Origin of the sequence: Paracraurococcus lichenis (genome assembly GCF_030657435.1) — a bacterium.
Classification (GTDB): Bacteria; Pseudomonadota; Alphaproteobacteria; order Acetobacterales; family Acetobacteraceae; genus Paracraurococcus; species Paracraurococcus lichenis.
Genome location: NZ_JAUTWS010000065.1, coordinates 1 through 20984, shown reverse-complemented (window position 1 = coordinate 20984; position 20984 = coordinate 1). Strand labels below are relative to the sequence as shown.

The window sequence follows — 20984 nt, the reverse complement described above, 5'->3', positions numbered from 1 at the left end:
GGCTAGCCTGCGGCCCACATGACCAGCTTCGACTTCGCCGAATCCGCCTTCGTCCTCGGCGCCTTCACCGTGGCCGGCTTCGTCAAGGGCGTCGCGGGTTTCGGCCTGCCGACCGTGACGCTCGGCCTGCTCGCGCTGACGCGCCCCCTGCCCGAAGCCATGGCACTGATGCTGGTGCCGACGCTGCTGACCAATGTCTGGCAGTCCCTGGTCGGGCCGGCGCTGTGGCCGGTGCTGCGGCGGCTCTGGCCCTTCCTCGCTGCCGCGGTCGCCGGGACCCTGGCCGGCGCCGGCGTCCTGGCGCGTTCCGATGCGCATCTCCTCTCCGGGCTGCTCGGCCTGCTGCTGGTCGCCTCGGCCGCGCTCGCGCTCCTCGGCCTGGCGCTGCCCACCCCGACGCCTGGCCGTGAGCGCTGGCTGTCGCCGGCCATCGGCGGCACCGCCGGCCTGCTCACCGGCATGACCGGCAGCTTCCTCTTCCCGGCCGCGCCCTATCTCGCGGCGATGCGGCTGCCGCCGCAGCATTTCGTCCAGGGCTTCGGCCTGGGTGCGCTGCTGGCCACGCTCGCGCTCGCGCTCGGCATGGCTGGGCATGGGCTGCTGCCGCCCGATCTCGGCCTCGCCTCGCTCGTCGGCGTCGCGCCGGCCTTCCTCGGCATGGCCCTCGGCACGCGGGTGCGGCGGGCCATGCCGGAGACGCGCTTCCGCGACGTCATCCAGGTCGCGCTCGGCTTGGTCGGGCTGTGGCTCGCAGTCCGCGCCTTCGCCTGACTATTTCCGCAGGTCGGGCAGCGGCGGTGAGACACCTTCGGGCAGGCCGACCTGCGCCGTGTTCAGCGTCATCGACACCGTCACGTAGTAGCCGCTGACCGCGATCAGGTCGACGACGCCGCGCTCGCCGAAGCGGCGCTTCGCGGCCTCGAAGCTGGCGTCCGAGACGGCGCGGTTGCGGTGCAGCTCGGTGCAGAAGTCATAGACGATGCGCTGGTCCTCGCTCATCCCCTCGGGACGGCGGCCCTGGGCGAGGTCGGCCGCCACCCCCTCCGGCAGGCCGGCCTTCAGGGCCAGCGGATGGTGGGCGTACCACTCGTATTGCGACGACCACTCGCGCGCCGTAATCAGGATGGCGAACTCGTTCAGCGCCGCGGGGATGGAACTGCGGAACTGCAACTCCTCGCCGACGCGCTGCGGGCGGTCGCCGACCTCGGGGCTGCGCAGTTAGGCATTGAAGGGGCCGGAGAGGCGGCCGCGCGGGCCGCTCATGATCGCCTCCGCCACGCGCTTCTGCTCCGGGGTCATCTGCCCGGGCGTGAGTTGCGGGAAGCGCTCCTCCGCCGCGGCCTGCGCCACCCAGCCGCCGAGCAGCGCTGCCGCCAGCATCCCGTGCCGCATCCGTCCCTCCCATGTGTTGTCTGCCGGCAGCCTGCGCCCGGCGCGGACCGGCGGGGAAGGGGCCTGCCCGGCCGCCCCGGCTACCCCGCCAGGACGGGCAGCAGGGACAGAACCAGCAGCGCCGCCATCCCGCGGTTGAACCAGCGCAGCGCCGCGGGCCGCCGCAGCAGCCGCGCCGTGCCGGCGCCGAGCGCCGCCCAGGCCAGCAGCGAGCCGAAGGCGGCCACCGCGAACATCATGGCCAGCACCAGCGCCCCCGCCGCATCGGCGTTGTAGGTGGCGATGGCACCGACGGCGATGATCCAGGCCTTGGGGTTGACCCACTGGAACAGCGCCGCCTGCAGCAGGGTCATCGGCCGCCCCGGCGCCGTGCCCGGCCCGGGCGGCGCCGCGGTGGCGATGCCCCAGGCCAGCCACAGCATCCAGGCCGCGCCCAGCCAGCGCAGCGCCGTCATCACCGCCGGCACCGCGTGCAGCAGTCCGGACGCGCCGAAGGCGACGAGCAGCAGCATCACCGGAAAGCCGATGGCGACGCCCGCCATCATCGGGACGCTGCGGCGGATGCCGAAATTCGCGGCCGTCGCCGCGGCGATGGCATTGTTCGGCCCCGGCGTCGCGGACATGGCCAGCGCGAAGCCGGCGGCCGAGGCGAGCCAGGCGGCGCCCTCCATGGCACGCCGCCCCCTTTGCCCGTCCTATACCGCCGGCCGGACGAGGCTGGTCCAGCCATGCGGGTCGTTGCTCCGCCCGTACTGGATGCCGGTGATGGTGTCGTAGAGCCGCTGCGTCAGCGCGCCGGTCTCGCCGCCGTTGATGACCAGATCCTCGCCCTTGTAGCCGAGGGTGCCGACCGGCGAGACCACTGCCGCGGTGCCCGTGCCCCACATCTCCCGCAGCGTGCCGTTGCGCCCGGCCGCCATCACCTCGTCGATGGAGACCGGCCGCTCCGTGACCTTGAGGCCCCAGTCGCGCATGAGCTCGATGGCCGAGGCGCGGGTCACGCCGTCGAGGATGGTGCCGGCGAGCGGCGGGGTGATCACCTCGTCGCCGATGCGGAGCATGATGTTCATCGTGCCCACCTCGTCGAGGTACTTGTGCTCCACGGCGTCGAGGTAGAGCACCTGGGTATAGCCGGCGCGCGCCGCATCCTGCTGGCCGGCGAGGCTCGCGGCATAGTTGGCCGCTGTCTTCGCCTCGCCCGTGCCGCCCTTCACCGCCCGCACATGGCTGTCGGAGGCGAGGATCCGCACCGGCTTCACGCCCTCCTTGTAGTAGCTGCCGACCGGCGAGAGGATGAGGAAGTAGAGGTAGCTGTGCGCCGGATGCACGCCCAGGTACACGTCGGTGGCGATGATGGTCGGGCGCAGGTAGAGCGAGGTGCCCGCCTTCCGCGGCACCCAGTCATGCTCGAGGCCGACGAGCGCATCGAAGCTCTGCCGGATGAGGTCCACCGGCAGTTCCGGCATGCACATGATCCGGGCGGAGCGGTTGAGGCGCTCGGCATGCCGGTCGGCGCGGAACAGCCGGACCTGCCCGTCCGGGCCGCGGAAGGCCTTCAGCCCGTCGAAGATCGCCTGGCCGTAGTGCAGCACGGAGGTCGCGGGGTCGAGGCTGAGCGGGCCATAGGGCACGATCCGCGGGGAGTGCCAGCCCTCGCCCTCGGTATAGTCCATGAGGAACATGTGGTCGGTCAGCACCTTGCCGAAGGCGAGCGTATCGTCGGCGGGCTTCGGCTTGGGCTGGCTGGTCCGGGTGATGGGGAAGTCGGCCATGCTGCGTGTCCTTCTGGGTGTCCTTGGGCGCCCCCGGGGGAGCTTCATGGGGCGCCGCGCGAGTGGATGCGAGTCCCGGGCGATGCCGGCGGTCAGCGCCCTGCCGCGGCGCCGGGGATGCGGCGTACCGCGCCGCCCGGGACACCCTGCGCGGGCCAGGTGCCGTAAGGAACCATCGCCATGGCCATGTTCTCCGCAATATCCTTGCTCGGTACGGGCCAAACTAGACCTGATCGGAAAAATGTGTCAATCTTGCTGACCAAACAGGAGGCCCGACAGGGCAGCATGCCAGCCATGCCGGAACAGGCCGATCCGAAGCTCGCCGCGGATACCCAGGTCGGCGCCCCCGTGGGCGCCGGGCGCAACCTGCTCTTCCTGCGGGAGGAGGAGTTGCGCCTCGCCCAGGACCTGCTCTTCTTCGGCTACCGCGATTTCACCGCCGGCCCGGATGAGATCCTGGCCGAGCTCGGCATGGGTCGGGCGCATCACCGCGTGCTGCACTTCGTCGGCCGCCGGCCGGGGATCACGGTGGGGGAGCTGCTCGGCATCCTCGGCATCACCAAGCAGTCGCTGGCCCGGGTCCTGACGCCGCTGGTGGAGCAGGCCTATGTCGTGCAGCAGATCGGCCGCAACGACCGCCGCCAGCGCCTGCTCTCGCTGACGCCGAAGGGGGAGGCGCTGGAGCGGCGGCTCTTCGAGCGCCAGCGCGAATGGGTGATGCGGGCCTATCGGGAGGCCGGGCCGATCGCGGTGGAGGGCTTCCGCCGCGTCATGCGCGGGTTGATGGGGCCGGAGGCGCGGGCGCAGCTCGAGCGGCTGGAGCAGGCCTCCCCGGCCCGGCCCTCGGCCGCATCCCTTGCCCGCACGGGGTGACGCCGCCCTCGCCGTGGGATCGCCACCTGTGCCAGCCTATGATGCGGGTCGGCGCGCCCGGGCGGTGGGGCCCAGCGGCGCGCACCCTTGGGGGACGACGCTGCCCATGCCGGCCGACTTTGCCGCCGAGAATGCCCATCTGCTGGTCGTGGACGACGATGCCAGGCTGCGCGCCCTGCTGCAGCGCTTCCTGGCCGAGCAGGGCTTCCGCGTGACCAGTGCCGCGGATGCCGCCGCCGCGCGCGGCGCGCTCGCCGCCATGGCCTTCGACCTGCTGGTGCTGGACGTGATGATGCCGGGCGAGAGCGGCCTCGAGCTGGTCGAGTCGCTGCGGCGCGAGGGGAACGACGTGCCGGTGCTGATGCTGACCGCCCGCGGCGGCCCCGACGACCGCGTCGCCGGCTTCGAGATGGGGGCCGACGACTATCTGGCGAAGCCCTTCGACCCGCGGGAGCTCGCGCTCCGCATCCGCACCATCCTCCGCCGCGCCGCGCCGCCGGCGCCCAACCTGCTGCCGCAGGCGCCCGTCCAGCTCGGCGCCCGCTGGTTCGATGCGGAGCGGTCGGAGCTGCGCGGCCCGGAGGGCACCATCCGCCTGACGGGCGGGGAGGCGGCGCTCCTCGCCACGCTCGCCCGCCGCGCCGGGGAGGTGCTGAGCCGCGAGGAGATCGCCGCGGCGCTCGGCACGCCCGAGGCCGGCGAGCGCGCCGTGGACGTGCAGGTCACCCGCCTGCGCCGCAAGATCGAGCCCGACCCGCGCGAGCCGCGCTTCCTGCACACGGTCCGCCATCGCGGCTATGTGCTGCGGCCGGGGCCGTGACGCGCCCCATGGGCCCCGCCCTGCAGCGCGGCGAGGCGGCCGGAGCGGAGGACAGCGGTCGCCTCGCGCCGCCCGCGAGGCCGCTCTCCCGCGCGCTCCGCGCCCTCCTGCCGCGCGGCCTGCTCGGCCGCTCGGTCCTCATCATTCTCATCCCCATGCTGGTGCTGCAGGCCGTCGCGCTGCAGCTCTTCTATGGCGGGCATCTCGACGTCATCTCGCGCCGCCTGGCGGGCGGCGTCGCCGGCGACGTCGCCATGCTGGTCGAGCTGGTGCGGCGCGAGGATCCGGCGAACCGCGCCTGGATCTTCCGCGAATCCGCCTGGCGGCTCGACCTGACGCTCGCCTACGAGGAAGGGGCGCGCATCCAGTTCGTCGCCCGTCCCGCCAGCCTGCCGCTGCTGCCGCTGGAGGAGGACCTCAACACCGCGCTCTGGGAGCGGGTGCGCATGCCCTTCGACACGGACTGGCAGAGCGACCCGCGCAGCGTCATCATCCGCGTCCAGCTTCCGGACGGCGTCCTGCACGTGGAGGCGCCGCGCAAGCGGCTCTTCACCGCGACGCTCTATCTCTTCGTCATCTGGCTGGTCGGCTCGGCGCTGCTGCTCTCGCTGATCGCCATCCTGTTCATGAAGAACCAGGTGCGCGCGATCCGGCGGCTGGCGGATGCGGCGGAGGCCTTCGGCCTCGGCCGCGATGTCGGCCAGATCAAGCCGGAGGGCGCGAGCGAGGTGCGCCAGGCCGCCGCCGCCTTCAACCGCATGCAGGAGCGGATCCGCCGCTTCGTCGGCCAGCGGACGGAGATGCTGGCCGGCATCAGCCACGACCTGCGGACGCCCTTGACCCGCATGCGCCTCGCGCTCGCCATGCTGCCGCGCGAGCCGGCGATGGAGGAGGACCTCGCCGCGCTGACCCAGGATGTGGAGGAGATGGAGCGGATGACCGCCGCCTACCTCGCCTTCGCGCGGGGGGAGGGGACGGAGCAGGCGCGGCCGGCCGATCTGGTGGACCTGGTCCATGATGTCGCGGCCAAGGCCCGCCGGGCCGGCGCCGTGGTGGAGGTGACGGCGCCGGAGAGGCTGGCCATGCGGCTGCGGCCGGATGCGGTGCGGCGCTGCCTCGGCAATCTCGTGGACAATGCCCGGCGGCATGCGGGACGCATCGCGGTCACGGTGGGCACGGTGCCGCGCAACGGCGCCGGCGGTCCGGGCGGGGAGCAGAAATCGGCCTGGGCCGAGGTGACGGTGGACGATGACGGCCCGGGGATCCCGCAGGCGGAGCGGGAGGAGGCCTTCCGGCCCTTCCACAGCGGCTCGCCGAACGGCACCGGCCTCGGCCTTGCCATCGCGCGCGACATCGCGCGGGCGCATGGCGGGGAGATCGCGTTGGAGGAGAGCCCCCTCGGGGGGCTCCGCGCGCGGCTGCGGCTGCCGGTCTAGCCGCCCGCCCGCGCGATCACCTCCCGCACCACCGCCTCGAACATCTCGGCCGTCAGCCGCCGGGTGGAGGTGTTGTAGCGGCTCACATGGTAGCTGTCGGCGACCAGCAGCCCGCCCGGCAGCGTCTGCACCGCGCCATGCCCGAAGGGCAGCCGGGCCGCCGGCAGCTTGAACGCCCGCAGCAGGGCATTGTGCGCCAGCACGCCGAGCGCCAGCACCACCCGCAGGCCGGGCATGGCCGCGAGCTCGCCGGCGAGGAACTGGTTGCAGGCGCGCACCTCGGCCGGCTGGGGCAGGTTGGCCGGCGGCACGCAGCGCACCGCATTGGTCACGCGGCAGCCGGTCAGCACCAGGCTGTCATCCGGCCTTTCCTCGTAGACGCCCTCCGCCAGGCCGTAGCGCAGCAGCGTCGCGTAGAGCAGCTTGCCGGCATGGTCGCCGGTGAAGGGGCGGCCGGTGCGGTTGGCCCCGCGCTGGCCCGGCGCCATCCCGAGCACCATGATCCGTGCCTCCCGCGGGCCCCAGGACGGTACCGGCGCATTGTGCCAGTCCGGGAAGGCCGTGCGGTTGGCCGCCCTCAGCGCGGCGAGGCGCGGGCAGAGCGGGCAGTCGCGGGGAGGCTGGGCGGGCTCCGGCGGCATCATCGCCGGCAGCAACGCGCCGTCACTCCGGAAGGTCCGGCCCTTCGCGGAAGGGATCGGCCGGAGTCGCGCGCGCCGCGGCCGGCGCGGGGCGCGGCCCGGGGGCGGCCGTACGCTGGCGCGGCTCGACCTGCCGGCGGGTGATGTGCTCGGCGAGTTCGGAGAGGTCGAGGAAGGTGTCGGCCTGCCGGCGCAGGTCGTCGGCGATCATCGCGGGCTGGGTGCGGATGGTGGAGATCACCGTCACGCGCACGCCGCGGCGCTGCACGGCCTCCACCAGCCGGCGCAGGTCGCCGTCGCCCGAGAAGATGACGACGTGGTCGAGATGCGGGGTGAGGTCGAGGACATCCACCGCCATCTCGATGTCGACGCTGCCCTTCACCCGGCGGCGTCCCGTGGCGTCGGTGAACTCCTTCGCCGGCTTGGTCACCACGGAATAGCCGTTGTAACCCAGCCAGTCCACCAGCGGCCGGAGCGGCGAGTACTCCTCCGTCTCCAGCAGCGCCGTGTAGTAGTAGGCGCGCACCAGGTAGGACCGCTGCCGGAAGTAGGCGAGCAGGTTCTTATAGTCCACGTCGAACCCGAGGGTCCGCGAGGCGGCGTAGAGGTTCGCTCCGTCGATGAAGACGGCGACGCGTTCGATGCGCTCGGGCTGCAAGCTGTTAGCTCTCGAAATGTGACGCATGCCGGGTTAGGCACCTTTCCATACTACTATGGCATTAGCGCTTTGTAAGCGAGAAAACGGTGATCCTAATCGCGTTAGGGGCGAGCATCCCCGACCCCTCCGGCCGCTCCCCGCTGGAGACCTGCCGCCTGGCGGCGGCGGCGCTGGATGGCTTGCCTGGCCTGTGTCTTAGGGCGGTCTCCAAATGGTATCAAACCGCGCCGGTTCCACCAGTGCCGGGCGCTCCGCCTTTCGTGAACGGAGTCGCTCGGCTGGAAGGCGGGGCAGGCGACCCGGCGTGCCTGCTTGCCGCGCTCCATGCCATCGAGGACCGCGCCGGCCGGCAGCGGCCCTACCCCAATGCGCCGCGCAGCCTGGACCTCGACCTCATCGACATCGATGGCCTGCGCCGCGCGGGTCCCGACCCGATCCTTCCGCATCCGCGGGCGCATCTCCGCCGCTTCGTGCTCGTGCCCCTCAGCGACGTCGCGCCGGACTGGATCCACCCCGTCCTCGGTCTCGGCATCCCGGCGATGCTGGCCGCCTTGCCGCCGGAGGAACCTCCTCCGGTGACGCTTTCAGCATGACATAAATGATGCGGATGGCCTGATAAAGGTCGCCTGATGTTACAGCGCGTTACCGCCGGCATGCTGCGACGCAGCGAAGGCCCGGGCACGCCGCTTGCAAGTTCAGGCCACGATGGCTATCTGACCCGTTCACCCGCCGCGGTGCGCCGCGGGCCCGCTGGCCTACCGCCGTCCCATTGCTCACGAGGCCGTCATGGCGCGCGTCACCGTCGAAGACTGCATTGTCCAGATCCCGAACCGCTTCGAGCTTGTCCTGCTGGCCGCCCAGCGCGCCCGCAACATCGGCCGGGGCGAGGAACTGACCCTCGACCGCGACAACGACAAGAACCCCGTTGTCGCGCTCCGCGAGATCGCCGACCAGACCATCTCGCTTGAGAATGTCGAGGCCGACCTGATCAAGTCGCTGCAGCGCGCGCCGGAGCCCGAGCCGGCGGAGGAGGAGGTGCTCGACCTCATCGCCACCGACGAGAACATCTTCGGCGTCATGGACGTCAACGAGGAGCTGCCGGCCGATGGCGCGGGCCTCGAGGAGATGTCGCCGGACGACCTGGAAGCCGCCATCGCGGCCGAGCTGGGCGGCGGGAAGCGCTGAGGATCTGCCATTGACCTCGCGCGACGCCGGGCCGCTGCAGGCACCGGTGCCGCGCGCACCGGAAGGGGCGGTCGCCCGCATGGCGCCGGCGGCGCCGCCCCCGCCGGGCCTCGAGGATGCGCTGGCCGTCGCCCGCCGCGTCGCGGGCTATGACCCGAAGGCCGATATCGCGCTGCTCGAGCGCGCCGCGCAGACCGCCGCCGAGGCGCATGCGACCCAGACGCGGGACAACGGCGACCCCTACATCACCCACCCGGTCGCGGTCGCCAATATCCTGGCCGACTACCGGCTGGACGCCGCCACCATCGCCACCGCCCTGCTGCACGATGTCGCCGAGGACACGGCGCTCGGCCTGAAGGAGATCGAGAAGCGCTTCGGCGCCGAGGTCGCCCGGCTGGTGGACGGCGTCACCAAGCTGACCCGGCTGGAGCTGCAGTCCGAGCGCACCAAGCAGGCCGAGAACCTGCGCAAGCTGGTCCTGGCGATGAGCGAGGACATCCGCGTCCTGCTCGTCAAGCTCGCCGACCGGCTGCACAACATGCGCACGCTGCAATTCGTGCCGCAATCGGCCAGGCGGCAGAAGACGGCGCGCGAGACCATCGAGATCTTCGCCCCGCTCGCCGAGCGCATCGGCATGGATGCGCTGAAGACCGAGCTTGAGACCCTGTCCTTCCAGGAACTGCACCCGGAGGCGCGGCAGACCATCGCCGCCCGCCTGACCTACCTGCGCGGGCAGAGCGCCAACCTCATCAAGGAGATCGAGCACGACCTGAAGCGCGTGCTGGCGCAGCACGGCATCAAGGCGCTGGACGTGACGGGGCGGGAGAAGTCGCCCTACTCGATCTGGCTGAAGATGCAGAAGAAGAACGTGGCCTTCGAGGCGCTCTCGGACGTCATGGCCTTCCGCGTCACCGTCGAGGACCGTGCCGCCTGCTACGCGGCGCTCGGCGCGGTGCACGATGCCTATCGCGTGGTGCCGGGCCGCTTCAAGGACTACATCTCCACCCCGAAGACCAACGGCTACCAGTCGCTGCATACCGGCGTGACGGTGCCGGAGCGGCGCAACGCCAAGATCGAGGTGCAGATCCGCACCCGCGAGATGCACGAGGTCGCCGAGAACGGCGTCGCCGCGCACTGGATCTACAAGCAGGGGCCGGAGGGCAATACCTCGGCCGCCGGCAACCGCAAGCGCTACCCCTGGGTGCGCGCGCTGCTCGACATCCTGGAGAATGCCGAGGGGGCGCAGGACTTCCTCGACCACACCAAGCTCGAGCTGCACCGCGACCAGGTCTTCTGCTTCTCCCCCAAGGGCGACCTGATCGAGCTGCCGCGTGGCGCGACCCCGGTCGACTTCGCCTATGAGGTCCACAGCCAGGTCGGCGATTCCTGCGTCGGCGCCAAGGTCAACGGCAAGATCGTCCCGCTGCGGCACCAGTTGGAGAACGGCGACCAGGTCGAGATCATCACCGCCCGTGGCGGCCAGCCCAACCCGGCCTGGGAACGCTTCGTCGTCACCGGCAAGGCGCGCGCCCGCATCCGCCGCTTCGTCCATGCCCGGCAGAAGGAGGAGCACCGCGAGAGCGGCCGCGCCGCCATCGTCAAGGCCTTCCGCCAGGAGGGGCTGGATGCCAGCGAGAAGCTGCTGGAAGGCGCGCTGAAGCCGTTGCGGCAGGCGGGGCTGGAGGAACTCTATGCCGCGGTCGGCGCCGGCTCGCTCAGCCCGAAGGAGGTGCTGCACGCGGCGGTGCCGGAACTCCGCATCCCACCGCGCGCCGCCAATCCGCTGCCCCTGGTGCAGCGGCGCGGCCGGCTCGGCGCCAGCCCGCTGCTCGGCCGGCCGGACCGGGCGGGCGCGGGGAAGCCCGCCGTCTCCCCCGGCCTGCCGGTCACCGGCCTCGTCAGCGGCATGCCCTACCACTTCGCGGGATGCTGCCACCCGCTGCCCGGCGAGCGCATCCTCGGCATCGTCACCACCGGCAAGGGCGTGACCATCCACGCCGCCGACTGCCACACGCTGGAGAATTTCGCGGCGACGCCGGAGCGCTTCCTCGACATCGACTGGGACGAGGCCTCGGCCGCCCACCGCGTCGGCCGGATCGTGGTGGAGACGCGGGCGCGCAACTCGGCGCTTGCCGCGCTGACCGAGACGGTGGCGCAGAACGACGGTGCGGTCAGCGGGCTGAAGGTGCAGCACCGCGACGACGATTCGATCGAGGTTCTGCTGGACGTGGAGGTCACCGACCTCCGGCACCTCGAACGCATCATGGCCGCGCTGCGCGCCCCGGCCGACAACCTGCGCGTGGAGCGTATGCGGGGATGATCCTGGGTATCGGGAACGACGTGGTCGACATCCGCCGGATCGAGCGGGTGATCGAGCGCCATGGCGAGCGCTTCCTGGAGCGGGTCTTCACCCCCGCGGAACGCGCCAAGGCGGAGCGCCGGACGGAAAAGCTGCGCGCCGGCACGCTGGCAAAACGCTTCGCGGCGAAGGAGGCGGCGTCGAAGGCGCTCGGCACCGGGTTCAACCAGGGCGTCTTCATGCGCGACCTCGGCGTGGTGAACCTCTCCTCCGGCAAGCCGACCCTGCGGCTGACCGGCGGCGCCGCGAAGCGCCTCTCGGCCCTGACGCCACCCGGCCATGCCGCGCATGTCGAACTGACGATGACCGACGAGTACCCCTATGCCTCGGCCATCGTCATCATCTCGGCGGTGCGGCTGCCGGGATAGGCGGCCACCCGCGCCCCGCCTAATCTCCCGCGACATTCGCGGGAGGACCTTCCATGAACGCCCTCGACCTCAAGGGCCGCGTCGCGGCCATCACCGGCGGCGCGCGCGGCATCGGCCTCGCGGTCGCGGAGCGCGTCGCGGCGAGCGGCGGAAGGCCCGCCATCTGGGACGTGGACCTGGCCGAGGCCGAGACGCAGGCCACGCGCCTCGGCGGCATCGCTACGAAGGTGGACGTGACCGACCATGCCTCGATCGAGGCGGCGCTGGCCGCGACGGAGCGGGTGCTCGGCCCGCTCGATATCCTCGTCGCCAATGCCGGCATCACCGGGCCGAACACCACCGTCGACCAGTACCCGATCGAGGCCTGGCGGCGGGTGATCGAGATCGACCTCACCGGCGTCTTCCTCTCCTGCCGCGCCGTCGTGCCCGGCATGCGCGCCCGCAACTACGGCCGCATCGTCAATGTGGCTTCCATCGCGGGGAAGGAGGGCAATCCGAATGCCGCGGCCTATTCGGCGGCCAAGGCGGGCGTCATCGGCTTCACCAAGTCGCTCGGCAAGGAACTGGCGCAGACGCCGATCCGGGTGAACTGCGTCACGCCCGCGGCCGCCGCGACCGACATCTTCCGGCAGATGACGCAGCAGCAGATCGACTACATGCTGTCCAAGATCCCGGCCGGGCGCTTCGCGCAGGTCGAGGAGATCGCCGCGCTGATCTGCTGGCTGGCGACGGAGGATTGCAGCTTCTCGACCGGCGGCGTCTTCGACGTCTCGGGCGGGCGCGCGACCTACTGAGGAAGAGTGAAGGGGAAGGTATTCCCCCTGCACCCCCTTCTATTTCTCCGAGTCCTGCACTCGTCAGGCGGCGGCGTCCGTGCCCTGCGAGCGGAGGATCGCCAGCGCCCGGCGGAAGACGTCCGCCATCCTGTCGGGCGGCATGGCGCCGCTGAACAGGACATGGCCCGAGAGGGCGAAGGTCGGCACGCCCGACAGGCCCAGGCGGCGGAAGCCCGCATCTTCCTCCACCACGTCGGATTCGCCGATCCCGGCCGCCAGCATGTTCGCGGCGTCCAGCGCCGACAGCCCGGCTTCGCCGGCAAGCGCCGCCAGCACGGCGGGGTCGCCCAGGTCGCAGCCCTCCTGGAAATAGCCGCGGAACAGCCGCTCCACCACGGCATTCTGCGCCGCCGCGCCATGCTCCCCGGCCCAGCGGATCAGCCGGTGCGCATCCACCGTGTTCGGCGTCCGCGCCATCAACGCGTGGCGGAACTCGACGCCCGCGGCACGGCCGGCCGCGGCCACCTGCGCATCCAGCTCGCGGCTGCGCTCCAGGCTGCCGAACTTGGCGGCGCGATAGGCGTCGCGCTCTACCCCCTCCCGCGGCATGTCGGGATTGAGCTGAAAGGGGCGCCAATGCACCTCGAAGTGCTCGCCCTCCTCCGCCAGCATCGTCAGCGCGCCTTCCAGGTTGCGCTTGCCCACCCAGCACCAGGGGCAGATGGCGTCTGAGACGACGTCGATCCGCGACGACGCGCGGCCGAGCGCCAGCGGCGCGACCTCGCCGGTTGACGGGACCTCGCACCCATCCGGTCCGCAGACCGCGTCCTCCGCCATGGTCGATCTCCCTCTGGGCCCTACACCTCGTGCCCCGGGGACCGCCGTGCAAGCCCGTCGAAGAGGTCCAGCATCCGCTCCCGCCAGGCATGCACCGGGTCGTCCGACTCCAGCAGGCGGAAGGCGCTGGCGCCGCGCGCCCACATGAAGGCGCCGAAGACGATGTAGTCGGCATAGGCCGGCGCCTCGCCGGCCAGGAAGGGCTGCGCCCGCAGCACCAGCCGCACCGGCTGCAGCGCGCGGCGGAACTCGGGCAGCACCGTCTCCCGCTCCGCCACGAAGGCCTCAAGCGTCACGCCGAATCGCTTTTCCCGGCTCTCCCGGAAATAGCCACGGTCCTCCGGCCGGATGACGTCCAGGATGTCCCGCACCACCAGCCGCCCGACCCAGGGGTGCAGCACCGCATCCGTCCAGGCATTGACGAAGCGCGTCACCGCCTGCGCCTCCGGCCCGCCGAACAGGCTGGGGCAGTGGGGATAGGTCTCCTCCAGGTATTCGGCGATGGCCCAGGAATCGTGCAGGACCCTCTCGCCGTCCACCAGCACCGGCACCAGGCCCTGGCCGGAGAAGGCGATCCTCTCCTTCTCGGTGAAGCGCCAGGGAATGGTCTCCACCGGCAGGTCCTTGTGCGCCAGCGCCATGCGGGTCCGCCAGCAGAAGGGGCTGAAGCGCAGCGCCGGGTCGGCCCCGGCCAGGTCGTAGAGCGTGCGGTTCATGATGGTCCTCCCCGGGCGGCGGGGCCTGCCCGGTCCCCGCCGGCGGCCTGGTCCGCGCGACCATGCGCGCCGATTGTCGCCCGGCGGCGGCCATGGCGCAAATGCTTGCCAGTCACGGAGAAGTTTGCACAGTCGCCGTCGGACAGGGAGTGTCGCCATGCGCACGCAGGTGGGGATCGTGGGAGCCGGGCCGGCGGGGCTGCTGCTGGCGCATCTGCTGCATCGCGCCGGCATCGAGAGCGTGATCCTCGAGGCGAAGTCCCGCCCCTATGTCGAGGAGCGGATCCGCGCCGGCCTGCTGGAGCAGGGGACGGTGGACATCCTGACCGGGACGGGCGTCGGCGACCGGCTGCACCGGGAAGGCCTGCCGCATGAGGGGATCGAGCTGCGCTTCGACGGCCAGGGCCACCGCATCCCGCTGACCGGGCTGACCGGCAAGCGCGTGACCATCTATGGCCAGCAGGAGGTGGTGAAGGACCTGATCGCCGCGCGCCTGTCCCATGGCGGCCCGCTGCTCTTCGAGGTGGAGGCGGTCGAGGTCCATGAGCTCGACAGCGACTACCCCCGCATCACCTACCGGCACGAGGGCCGGGACCAGGTCCTGCATTGCGACGTGATCGCCGGCTGCGACGGCTTCCACGGCGTGTGCCGGGAGGCGATCCCGGAGGGCGTGCTGCGGGCCTATGAGCGCGTCTATCCCTTCGCCTGGCTCGGCATCCTGGCCGCGGCGCCGCCGGCCTCGCACGAGTTGATCTATGCCCGGCACGAGCGCGGCTTCGCGCTCGCCACCATGCGCAGCAACACGCTCGCGCGCCACTACATCCAGTGCCGGCCGGACGAAGACATCGGCGAATGGCCCGATGACCGGATCTGGGCCGAGCTGCATGCCCGCATGGCCGACCGCGACGGCCGGTCGCCGATCAACGAAGGGCCTGTGCTGCAGAAGGGCGTCACCGCGATGCGCAGCTTCGTGGTGGAGCCGATGCGGTTCGGCCGGCTCTTCCTGGCGGGCGATGCCGCCCATATCGTGCCGCCGACGGGCGCCAAGGGCATGAACCTGGCGGTCGCCGATGTCATCGTGCTGGCGCGCGCGCTGGAGGCCTTCTACCGCGGCAAGGGCATGGCGCTGCTGGATGCCTATTCGCGGACGGCGCTGCGGCGCATCTGGAAGGCGCAGCGCTTCTCCTGGTGGATGACCGGCCTGCTGCACCGCTTCGACGGCGGCGACCCCTTCGAGCACAAGGTGCAATTGGCGGAGCTGGACTATGTCTGCAGCTCGGATGCCGGCTCCAGGACGCTCGCGGAGAACTATGTGGGCCTTCCCCTGGAGCCGGGCTGACCCGGGACGGGCTCCGGCCGATCCTCGCCCCCGCGGGGCGAGGGCTTTGGCGGTGCCCCGATCCTACAGGCGGCGCGCGAGGGCGTAGCAGAGCGCGAAGGCGGCGAGGCCGAGCGCGAGGCTCGCGGCGACATAGACCACCGCCAGCCACCAGGCGCGCTGCCAGAGCATCCCGGTCTCCAGGCTGAAGGCGCTGAAGGTGGTGAAGCCGCCGAGGAGGCCGGTGACCAGCAGCAGCCGCAGCCCGCCCTCGATGCCGAGGCCGCCCATGACGCCGATGGCCGCGCTGCCCAGGATGTTCACCGCGATCGTGCCCCAGGGGAAGGCGGCGCCCAGCACCTCGAGCGCGAGGATGGAGACGAGGTAGCGCAGGACGGAGCCGAGCGCGCCGCCCGCCGCGACGAGCAGCACCGCCGTCAGGCCGACGGCGCTCATCGCTTCGCCTTCCGCGCGCGCAGCGCGGCCCAGCGCTCCAGGCGCTCGGCGATGGCCGCCTCGGCACCACGATCGGTCGGCCGGTAGAGGACCGGCCGCTGCATCCCGTCGGGGAAGTAATTCTGGCCGGAAAAGGCCTCCTCCTCGTCGTGGTCATAGGCGTAGCCGGCGCCGTAGCCGAGCTCCTTCATCAGCTTCGTCGGCGCGTTCAGGATATGCGCGGGCGGCATCAGGCTTCCGGTCTCCTTCGCCGCGCGCTGCGCCTGGCCCCAGGCGACATAGACGGCATTCGACTTGGGCGCGGTGCCGAGATGCACGACGAGCTGGGCGAGGGCCAGCTCGCCCTCCGGGCTGCCCAGGCGCTCATAGGTCTCCCAGGCGGCGATCGCCAGCGGCAGGGCGCGCGGGTCGGCCATGCCGACATCCTCGGCGGCGAAGCGCGTCAGGCGGCGGGCGATGTAGCGCGGATCCTCCCCGCCCTGGATCATGCGGGCCAGCCAGTAGAGCGCCGCATCCGGGTCGGAGCCGCGCAGCGACTTGTGCAGCGCGGAGATCAGGTTGTAGTGCTCCTCCCGGTCCTTGTCGTAGAGCGCGGCGCGGCGCGCCAGGAGCTCGGACAGCGCGGCGGGATCCATCGGCCCCGTGTCCGGCGGCAGGGCCAGCAATTGCTCGGCGAGGTTCAGCAGGTAGCGCCCGTCGCCATCGGCCATGGCGCGCAGCGTGGCGCGCGCCGCCGCGTCCAGCGGCAGGGGGCGCTGCGCCTCCGCCTCGGCGCGCGCCAGCAGCAGCTCGAGCCCCGCATCGTCCAGCCGCCGCAGCACCAGCACCTGGCAGCGGGAGAGCAGGGCGCCGTTCAGCGCGAAGCTCGGATTCTCCGTGGTCGCGCCGACCAGCGTGACGGTGCCGTCCTCGACCACCGGCAGGAAGCCATCCTGCTGGGCGCGGTTGAAGCGGTGGATCTCGTCGACGAAGAGCAGCGTGCCCCGCCCTGCCCGCCGGCGCAGCCGCGCCTCGTCGAAGGCGCGCTTGAGGTCAGCGACGCCGGAGAAGACGGCCGAGAGCGAGACGAAGACCAGCCCCGCGCGCTGCGCCAGCAGCCGGGCGATGGTGGTCTTGCCGACGCCGGGCGGTCCCCAGAGGATCAGCGAGGCGAGGCTGCCGCGCGCCAGCATGCCGGAGAGCGCGCCCGTCGGTCCCAGCAGGTGGTCCTGCCCGACCACCTCCTCCAGGCTCCGCGGCCGCAGCCGGTCGGCGAGGGGGCGCGGGCCGTCGGGCTGGGGCTCGGGCGGCGGTTCGGGCGGCCCCCCGAAGAGATCCTCGGCCGGGGGGAGGGCAGGGGCGGCGGGGCGGCGGGCCATGCCGGCAGTATAGCGGCGCTCCCGGTCCGCGCACCGGCAGCGCCGGCCGCGGGACCGCCCGGCCCCGCCTGCAACCACCGCGCGCCGGGGCGTTGGGAAGGCATGCATGTCCTCGAAATCGCCGCGCCCCATTGCGCCTTCCTCCTGCTCGCCTTGCTGGCCGGGGCGGTCTCCGCCCTGAACTGGGCCGGCCGGCTGGGGCCGGCGGTTCCGCCGCTGGCCCTGGCGGCGGCGGTCTTCCTCGGGCAATTCCTCGGCTTCGTGGTGCTGGCGGGCCTCGGCCTGCCGGCCGGAATCGCCCAGGGGGCGGCGCTGGCGCTGGGCATGGCGGCCGCCTGGACGGAAGCGTAGGGAGGCCGCGCGATGCCCGATGGCATGGACCTGGAGCGCTTCGTCGCCGCGCAGGACCCGGTGATCGGCCAGGTCCGGCAGGAGTTGGCGGCGGGCCGCAAGCGCACGCATTGGATGTGGTTCGTCTTCCCGCAGCTTCGCGGCCTGGGGCAGAGCGCCATGGCGCAGCGCTACGGCCTCGCCTCGCTGGCCGAGGCGCAGGCCTATCTCGCCCATCCCGTGCTCGGGCCGCGGCTGGAGGACTGCACCGCGCTGGTCAATGCGGTGCAGGGACGGAGCGCGGAGGAGATCCTGGGCGGGGTGGACGCCATGAAGTTCCGCTCCTGCATGACGCTCTTCGCCGCGGTGCGGCCGGGCGACAGCCCGTTCCGGACGGCGCTGGCGCAGTACTTCGAGGGCGAGCCCGATCCGCGCACGCTGGCGATGCTGCCGTAGCCGGCGCGATCACAGCCGCCCGATCGGGCGACCCCCGCGGCGGGGCGGCGTTGCAGGCGGCATGCCCGATGCCGCCGGCCCTGCCTTGCTCTTCCTGCTGCTCGCGGTGCTGGCGGCGCTGCTGGCCATGCTCGGCGCGGCGCGGCGGAAGCTCGGCGCAGGGCGGGCGCTGCTGTTCGGCGGGGTGATCCTGGGCGGCGAGGCCGGGGTCTTCGCCAGCCTCGCATTGCTCGGCCTGCCCTTCGCCTTCGCCGCCCTGCCGGCCCTGGCCTTCGCGCTGCCCTTCACCCTGCGGCAGCGCACGCCGGAGGAGGAGGGAATGCGGATCGAGCGGTCGCACTGGCGACGGATCGACCGGCTCTAGCCCGCACCACGCGGTCTTGCAGCGCCCGGCCGTCGCCATGGTCCGCGGGCGCCCTGATCACCGTCACGGCGATCGTGGCCCAGCCTCACAAGGCCGGGAACCCCGCCCCGGCAGGTGCCGCCGGGCGCGAACCGCAGCGGCACCGCCGCGTCATGCCGATCCGGGACCGCATCCGGATCGGAGACACGCCATGACCCGCCTTGCCCATCCCGCGGTCCCGCTGGCCGCGCTGCTGCTCGCCGCCTGTACGACCCAGGCGCCGCCGCCGGCCGCGCCGCCGCCCCAGGCCGCTGCGCCGGCGCAGGTCGGCGTCGCCTCCTATTACGGTCCGGGCTTCGAGGGGAAGCGCACCGCCAGCGGCGAGCGCTTCGACCCGCAGGCCGACACCGCGGCCTCCAAGACCCTGCCGCTCGGCACGGTGGCGGAGGTGACGAACCTCGAGACCGGGCAGTCCCAGCGGGTCCGCATCACCGACCGCGGCCCCTATGCGCGCGGCCGGGTGCTGGACGTGACGCCGAAGGTCGCCGAGCGCATCGGGCTGAAGCACAGGGGCACGGCGAAGGTGGCGGTGCGGCCGGTGACGCTGCCGGGTGGCGCTGCGCCGGCCGCTGCCCAGGCGGGCGTCGCTCCGACAGGTGCCGTCACCGCCGCCGGGCCTTCGATGGCGCCGGCCGCAGCGGCCTCCGGTGGCGCCATGCCTGCGGCAGCTTCGGCGGGCGCCGCTCCCGCGGCGGCTTCGACGAGCACCGCGCCTGCAAACACCGGCGGCGTCACGCCCGCATCGGCATCGGCCGGCGCCGCTTCGGCTGCGACGCAAACCGGCCCCGCCCCGGCCGGGACGGAGGAGGCCGCGGCGGCTCAGGCCCCCAGCCGCTGACGATAGGTGCTCGGCTCCAGCGCCTTCACCTGCCGCGCCCGCTTCTCCAGCCAATAGGCCTGCGGCGGCGGCACCATGGCGAATGTCGGATCGCCGCCCAGCTTCTGCGCCGCGTCCATCGGCCAGTTAGGGTTGTAGAGCAGTTCCCGCGCCAGCGCGATCAGGTCGGCCTTGCCCTCCTGCAGGATGCTCTCGGCGTGGTCGGCATGCACGATCAGGCCGACCGCCATGGTCATGATGCCGGCCTCGCGCCGGATGCGCTCGGCATAGGGCACCTGGTAGCCGTAGGTGATCGGGCCGGCCGAGGTGATCGGCGCGCCGGACATGCCGCCTGAGGAGCAGTCGATCACGTCGACGCCCTTGTGCTTGACCAGCCTCGCCAGCTCGACGCTCTGCGCCGGGCCCCAGCCCACATCGTCCTCGACGGAGAGCCGGAGGAAGAGCGGCTTCTCCGCCGGCCAATGGGCGCGGACGCTCTCCACCACCTCGACGGCGAAGCGCATGCGGTTCAGGTCGCTGCCGCCATACTCGTCGTTGCGGCGGTTGGAGAAGGGCGAGAGGAACTGGTGGAGGAGATAGCCATGCGCGCCATGGATCTCGAGGATCTCGAAGCCCGCCTCATGCGCGCGGCGTGCCGCCTGGCCCCAGCGTTCGACCAGCCCGGCGATCTCGGCATGCGCGAGGGCGCGCGGCATCGGGTCGCTCTCCGGCGAGGCCAGCGCGCTGGGCGCGACCAGCTCCCAGGCCTCCCACTCGGCCTCGTCCAGGGCCTCCACCACCGCCTGCCGGGTCAGCGGCGCGCCGCCCTCCCAGGGCCGGAAGCGGCGGGCCTTGCGGCCGGAATGGCCGAGCTGGATGCCCGGCACCGCGCGATGCTGGCGGATGAAGCGCACGCAGCGGGCGAGGCCGGGGATATGCGCATCGTCCCAGAGGCCGAGATCGCCGAGCGTGCCGCAGCCGCGGCGCTCGACCTTGGTGCTCTCCATCATCACGAAGCCGGCGCCGCCGGCGGCGTAGCGGCCGGCATTCATCAGGTGCCAGTCGGTGGCGAAGCCGCGCAGCGCGGCATACTGGTGCATGGGCGCGACGACGACGCGGTTCTTCAGCGTCACGCCGCGCAATTCCAGCGGCGTGAAGAGCAGCGGAGCGGCCATTCCCGGGTTCCTTCCCCCATTCCGCGCCATGCTACAGGCGCCGAGGCGGCTGGGAAGGAGGGCAGGGGATGACGGCCAAGGTGGCCCTGGTCACGGGCGGGGTGCGCGGCATCGGCGCGGCGGTGGCGGCGCGCTTCGCCGCCGATGGCTGGCGGGTGGTGGTGGCCGACCGCGACATGGCGGCGCCCGCCCATCCGGCCCGCTGCGTGCAGGCGGATGTCGCCGAGGAGGCCGCGGTGGCGGCCCTGGTGCAGGGGATCGCCGACGAGGAAGGCCGGCTGGACGCGCTCGTCTGCAATGCGGGATACATGGTCCGCAAGCCCATCCGCGACCTGACGCTCGCCGAGTGGAACGGCGTGCTCGGCACCAACCTCACCAGCAGCTTCCTGCTGGTGCGCGCGGCGGAGGCGATGCTGCGCGCCGCCCGCGGCGCGGTGGTGACCATCGCCTCCACCCGCGCCCACCAGTCGGAGCCGGATACGGAGAGCTACAGCGCTTCCAAGGGCGGGCTGCTGGCGCTGACCCATGCGCTTGCGGTGAGTCTCGGCCCCGACATACAGGTGAACTGCGTCAGCCCCGGCTGGATCCTGACCAAGGGGCCGGAACCCAGCGCCGAGGACCATGCGCAGCACCCGGCCGGGCGCGTCGGCCGGCCGGAGGACGTGGCGTCGCTCGTCGCCTGGCTCTGCGGCCCGGAGAGCGACTTCGTCACCGGCGCCGAGTTCGTCACCGATGGCGGGATGACGCGGAAGATGATCTACGCGGAATAGCCGCGCCGGCATGCCGGCGTCGGCGATCCATGCCCTGCGCGTGTCCGCGCAGGACGGTCGCGGGCTAG

The 20984-nt window shown here is 72.4% G+C and carries 26 protein-coding genes; 15 read left to right on the top strand and 11 right to left on the bottom strand.

The window, feature by feature from the left end; translation table 11 throughout:
* The first annotated feature begins 18 nt into the window (after nucleotides 1-18).
* Nucleotides 19-771 carry a sulfite exporter TauE/SafE family protein gene (locus Q7A36_RS31975; RefSeq protein ID WP_305107849.1) on the top strand — a complete coding sequence of 251 codons (753 nt, stop codon included), beginning with the start codon at nucleotides 19-21 and terminating at the stop codon, nucleotides 769-771.
* Here Q7A36_RS31975 and Q7A36_RS31970 read toward each other — a convergent pair whose 3' ends face one another.
* From Q7A36_RS31970 to Q7A36_RS31955, 4 genes are all read right to left on the bottom strand, one after another.
* On the bottom strand, nucleotides 772-1170 hold the full coding sequence (locus tag Q7A36_RS31970; RefSeq protein ID WP_305107848.1) for a carboxymuconolactone decarboxylase family protein: 399 nt from the start codon (nucleotides 1168-1170) through the stop codon (nucleotides 772-774).
* 48 nt (nucleotides 1171-1218) lie between these two features.
* Nucleotides 1219-1392, bottom strand: a complete 174-nt coding sequence (locus tag Q7A36_RS31965; protein ID WP_305107847.1) for a hypothetical protein — start codon at nucleotides 1390-1392, stop codon at nucleotides 1219-1221.
* Nucleotides 1393-1472: 80 nt separating this feature from the next.
* Nucleotides 1473-2063: a LysE family translocator gene (locus Q7A36_RS31960; RefSeq protein WP_305107846.1), complete on the bottom strand. Its 591-nt coding sequence runs from the start codon at nucleotides 2061-2063 to the stop codon at nucleotides 1473-1475.
* Nucleotides 2064-2087: 24 nt separating this feature from the next.
* Nucleotides 2088-3164: a branched-chain amino acid aminotransferase gene (locus Q7A36_RS31955; protein ID WP_305107845.1), complete on the bottom strand. Its 1077-nt coding sequence runs from the start codon at nucleotides 3162-3164 to the stop codon at nucleotides 2088-2090.
* Nucleotides 3165-3458: 294 nt separating this feature from the next.
* Between Q7A36_RS31955 and Q7A36_RS31950 the strand changes: the two genes are divergently transcribed.
* The 3 genes from Q7A36_RS31950 (at nucleotide 3459) to Q7A36_RS31940 (ending at nucleotide 6293) form a co-directional block, all read left to right on the top strand.
* Entirely contained in the window at nucleotides 3459-4037 is a 579-nt protein-coding gene (locus tag Q7A36_RS31950) for a MarR family winged helix-turn-helix transcriptional regulator (protein ID WP_305107844.1), read from the top strand.
* A 106-nt stretch (nucleotides 4038-4143) separates the two neighbouring features.
* Nucleotides 4144-4857 carry a response regulator gene (locus Q7A36_RS31945; RefSeq protein ID WP_305107843.1) on the top strand — a complete coding sequence of 238 codons (714 nt, stop codon included), beginning with the start codon at nucleotides 4144-4146 and terminating at the stop codon, nucleotides 4855-4857.
* An 8-nt stretch (nucleotides 4858-4865) separates the two neighbouring features.
* Entirely contained in the window at nucleotides 4866-6293 is a 1428-nt protein-coding gene (locus Q7A36_RS31940) for an ATP-binding protein (RefSeq protein ID WP_305107842.1), read from the top strand.
* Here Q7A36_RS31940 and Q7A36_RS31935 read toward each other — a convergent pair.
* Nucleotides 6290-6949 carry a uracil-DNA glycosylase gene (locus Q7A36_RS31935; RefSeq protein WP_456306831.1) on the bottom strand — a complete coding sequence of 220 codons (660 nt, stop codon included), beginning with the start codon at nucleotides 6947-6949 and terminating at the stop codon, nucleotides 6290-6292. The two genes, Q7A36_RS31940 and Q7A36_RS31935, sit on opposite strands and share 4 nt — an antisense overlap.
* A 7-nt stretch (nucleotides 6950-6956) precedes the next feature.
* Nucleotides 6957-7592, bottom strand: coding sequence for a LabA-like NYN domain-containing protein (locus Q7A36_RS31930; protein ID WP_305107841.1), 636 nt, complete (start codon nucleotides 7590-7592; stop codon nucleotides 6957-6959).
* Nucleotides 7593-7678: 86 nt separating this feature from the next.
* On the opposite strand from Q7A36_RS31930, the gene folK reads away from it, so the two are divergent.
* The 5 genes from folK to Q7A36_RS31905 all read left to right on the top strand — a co-directional run bounded on the left by folK (nucleotide 7679) and on the right by Q7A36_RS31905 (nucleotide 12298).
* Nucleotides 7679-8185, top strand: coding sequence for a 2-amino-4-hydroxy-6-hydroxymethyldihydropteridine diphosphokinase (gene folK, locus Q7A36_RS31925; RefSeq protein ID WP_305107840.1), 507 nt, complete (start codon nucleotides 7679-7681; stop codon nucleotides 8183-8185).
* Between the two features lie 193 nt (nucleotides 8186-8378).
* Nucleotides 8379-8777: a DNA-directed RNA polymerase subunit omega gene (gene rpoZ, locus Q7A36_RS31920; RefSeq protein WP_305107839.1), complete on the top strand. Its 399-nt coding sequence runs from the start codon at nucleotides 8379-8381 to the stop codon at nucleotides 8775-8777.
* A gap of 79 nt (nucleotides 8778-8856) precedes the next feature.
* Complete coding sequence (locus tag Q7A36_RS31915; protein ID WP_305107858.1) at nucleotides 8857-11097, top strand: RelA/SpoT family protein; 2241 nt, start codon at nucleotides 8857-8859, stop codon at nucleotides 11095-11097.
* On the top strand, nucleotides 11094-11504 hold the full coding sequence (acpS, locus tag Q7A36_RS31910) for a holo-ACP synthase (protein WP_305107838.1): 411 nt from the start codon (nucleotides 11094-11096) through the stop codon (nucleotides 11502-11504). The genes Q7A36_RS31915 and acpS overlap by 4 nt, the downstream gene beginning before the upstream one ends.
* Nucleotides 11505-11557: 53 nt before the next feature.
* Complete coding sequence (locus Q7A36_RS31905) at nucleotides 11558-12298, top strand: SDR family oxidoreductase (RefSeq protein ID WP_305107837.1); 741 nt, start codon at nucleotides 11558-11560, stop codon at nucleotides 12296-12298.
* Between the two features lie 63 nt (nucleotides 12299-12361).
* Here Q7A36_RS31905 and Q7A36_RS31900 read toward each other — a convergent pair whose 3' ends face one another.
* Together Q7A36_RS31900 and Q7A36_RS31895 are read right to left on the bottom strand one after the other, a co-directional pair.
* Nucleotides 12362-13117: a DsbA family oxidoreductase gene (locus tag Q7A36_RS31900; RefSeq protein WP_305107836.1), complete on the bottom strand. Its 756-nt coding sequence runs from the start codon at nucleotides 13115-13117 to the stop codon at nucleotides 12362-12364.
* Between the two features lie 20 nt (nucleotides 13118-13137).
* On the bottom strand, nucleotides 13138-13833 hold the full coding sequence (locus tag Q7A36_RS31895) for a glutathione S-transferase family protein (RefSeq protein WP_305107835.1): 696 nt from the start codon (nucleotides 13831-13833) through the stop codon (nucleotides 13138-13140).
* A 157-nt stretch (nucleotides 13834-13990) separates the two neighbouring features.
* Between Q7A36_RS31895 and pobA the strand changes: the two genes are divergently transcribed.
* The gene (pobA, locus tag Q7A36_RS31890) at nucleotides 13991-15172 is read left to right on the top strand and encodes a 4-hydroxybenzoate 3-monooxygenase (RefSeq protein WP_305107834.1); all 1182 of its coding nucleotides are present in this window, start codon (nucleotides 13991-13993) and stop codon (nucleotides 15170-15172) included.
* A gap of 63 nt (nucleotides 15173-15235) precedes the next feature.
* Here pobA and Q7A36_RS31885 read toward each other — a convergent pair whose 3' ends face one another.
* Nucleotides 15236-15607: a fluoride efflux transporter FluC gene (locus tag Q7A36_RS31885; protein ID WP_305107833.1), complete on the bottom strand. Its 372-nt coding sequence runs from the start codon at nucleotides 15605-15607 to the stop codon at nucleotides 15236-15238.
* A complete protein-coding gene (locus Q7A36_RS31880; protein ID WP_305107832.1) occupies nucleotides 15604-16965 on the bottom strand; it encodes a replication-associated recombination protein A in 1362 nt (453 codons plus the stop codon). Before Q7A36_RS31880 ends, Q7A36_RS31885 begins: the two co-directional genes overlap by 4 nt.
* Nucleotides 16966-17067: 102 nt before the next feature.
* Between Q7A36_RS31880 and Q7A36_RS31875 the strand changes: the two genes are divergently transcribed.
* The 4 genes from Q7A36_RS31875 to Q7A36_RS31860 all read left to right on the top strand — a co-directional run bounded on the left by Q7A36_RS31875 (nucleotide 17068) and on the right by Q7A36_RS31860 (nucleotide 18992).
* The gene (locus Q7A36_RS31875) at nucleotides 17068-17316 is read left to right on the top strand and encodes a hypothetical protein (protein ID WP_305107831.1); all 249 of its coding nucleotides are present in this window, start codon (nucleotides 17068-17070) and stop codon (nucleotides 17314-17316) included.
* Between the two features lie 12 nt (nucleotides 17317-17328).
* On the top strand, nucleotides 17329-17751 hold the full coding sequence (locus Q7A36_RS31870) for a DUF1810 domain-containing protein (protein WP_305107830.1): 423 nt from the start codon (nucleotides 17329-17331) through the stop codon (nucleotides 17749-17751).
* 61 nt (nucleotides 17752-17812) lie between these two features.
* Nucleotides 17813-18115, top strand: coding sequence for a hypothetical protein (locus Q7A36_RS31865; protein ID WP_305107829.1), 303 nt, complete (start codon nucleotides 17813-17815; stop codon nucleotides 18113-18115).
* 190 nt (nucleotides 18116-18305) lie between these two features.
* On the top strand, nucleotides 18306-18992 hold the full coding sequence (locus Q7A36_RS31860; protein ID WP_305107828.1) for a septal ring lytic transglycosylase RlpA family protein: 687 nt from the start codon (nucleotides 18306-18308) through the stop codon (nucleotides 18990-18992).
* On the opposite strand, the gene Q7A36_RS31855 is transcribed toward Q7A36_RS31860, so the two are convergent.
* A complete protein-coding gene (locus Q7A36_RS31855) occupies nucleotides 18974-20146 on the bottom strand; it encodes an NADH:flavin oxidoreductase/NADH oxidase (RefSeq protein WP_305107827.1) in 1173 nt (390 codons plus the stop codon). The two genes, Q7A36_RS31860 and Q7A36_RS31855, sit on opposite strands and share 19 nt — an antisense overlap.
* 68 nt (nucleotides 20147-20214) lie before the next feature.
* Between Q7A36_RS31855 and Q7A36_RS31850 the strand changes: the two genes are divergently transcribed.
* The gene (locus tag Q7A36_RS31850) at nucleotides 20215-20916 is read left to right on the top strand and encodes an SDR family oxidoreductase (RefSeq protein WP_305107826.1); all 702 of its coding nucleotides are present in this window, start codon (nucleotides 20215-20217) and stop codon (nucleotides 20914-20916) included.
* Nucleotides 20917-20984 lie beyond the last annotated feature (68 nt).

Coding starts and splice junctions, on each gene's coding strand:
- Q7A36_RS31860 (WP_305107828.1), top strand. CDS start 18,306: ATGACCCGCCTTGCCCATCCCGCGGTCCCGCTGGCCGCGCTGCTGCTC.
- Q7A36_RS31865 (WP_305107829.1), top strand. CDS start 17,813: ATGCCCGATGCCGCCGGCCCTGCCTTGCTCTTCCTGCTGCTCGCGGTG.
- Q7A36_RS31975 (WP_305107849.1), top strand. CDS start 19: ATGACCAGCTTCGACTTCGCCGAATCCGCCTTCGTCCTCGGCGCCTTC.
- Q7A36_RS31875 (WP_305107831.1), top strand. CDS start 17,068: ATGCATGTCCTCGAAATCGCCGCGCCCCATTGCGCCTTCCTCCTGCTC.
- Q7A36_RS31850 (WP_305107826.1), top strand. CDS start 20,215: ATGACGGCCAAGGTGGCCCTGGTCACGGGCGGGGTGCGCGGCATCGGC.
- Q7A36_RS31880 (WP_305107832.1), bottom strand. CDS start 16,965: ATGGCCCGCCGCCCCGCCGCCCCTGCCCTCCCCCCGGCCGAGGATCTC.
- pobA (WP_305107834.1), top strand. CDS start 13,991: ATGCGCACGCAGGTGGGGATCGTGGGAGCCGGGCCGGCGGGGCTGCTG.
- rpoZ (WP_305107839.1), top strand. CDS start 8,379: ATGGCGCGCGTCACCGTCGAAGACTGCATTGTCCAGATCCCGAACCGC.
- Q7A36_RS31965 (WP_305107847.1), bottom strand. CDS start 1,392: ATGCGGCACGGGATGCTGGCGGCAGCGCTGCTCGGCGGCTGGGTGGCG.
- Q7A36_RS31915 (WP_305107858.1), top strand. CDS start 8,857: ATGGCGCCGGCGGCGCCGCCCCCGCCGGGCCTCGAGGATGCGCTGGCC.
- acpS (WP_305107838.1), top strand. CDS start 11,094: ATGATCCTGGGTATCGGGAACGACGTGGTCGACATCCGCCGGATCGAG.
- Q7A36_RS31960 (WP_305107846.1), bottom strand. CDS start 2,063: ATGGAGGGCGCCGCCTGGCTCGCCTCGGCCGCCGGCTTCGCGCTGGCC.
- Q7A36_RS31940 (WP_305107842.1), top strand. CDS start 4,866: ATGGGCCCCGCCCTGCAGCGCGGCGAGGCGGCCGGAGCGGAGGACAGC.
- Q7A36_RS31950 (WP_305107844.1), top strand. CDS start 3,459: ATGCCGGAACAGGCCGATCCGAAGCTCGCCGCGGATACCCAGGTCGGC.
- Q7A36_RS31885 (WP_305107833.1), bottom strand. CDS start 15,607: ATGAGCGCCGTCGGCCTGACGGCGGTGCTGCTCGTCGCGGCGGGCGGC.
- Q7A36_RS31955 (WP_305107845.1), bottom strand. CDS start 3,164: ATGGCCGACTTCCCCATCACCCGGACCAGCCAGCCCAAGCCGAAGCCC.
- Q7A36_RS31945 (WP_305107843.1), top strand. CDS start 4,144: ATGCCGGCCGACTTTGCCGCCGAGAATGCCCATCTGCTGGTCGTGGAC.
- Q7A36_RS31895 (WP_305107835.1), bottom strand. CDS start 13,833: ATGAACCGCACGCTCTACGACCTGGCCGGGGCCGACCCGGCGCTGCGC.
- Q7A36_RS31870 (WP_305107830.1), top strand. CDS start 17,329: ATGCCCGATGGCATGGACCTGGAGCGCTTCGTCGCCGCGCAGGACCCG.
- Q7A36_RS31855 (WP_305107827.1), bottom strand. CDS start 20,146: ATGGCCGCTCCGCTGCTCTTCACGCCGCTGGAATTGCGCGGCGTGACG.
- Q7A36_RS31905 (WP_305107837.1), top strand. CDS start 11,558: ATGAACGCCCTCGACCTCAAGGGCCGCGTCGCGGCCATCACCGGCGGC.
- Q7A36_RS31900 (WP_305107836.1), bottom strand. CDS start 13,117: ATGGCGGAGGACGCGGTCTGCGGACCGGATGGGTGCGAGGTCCCGTCA.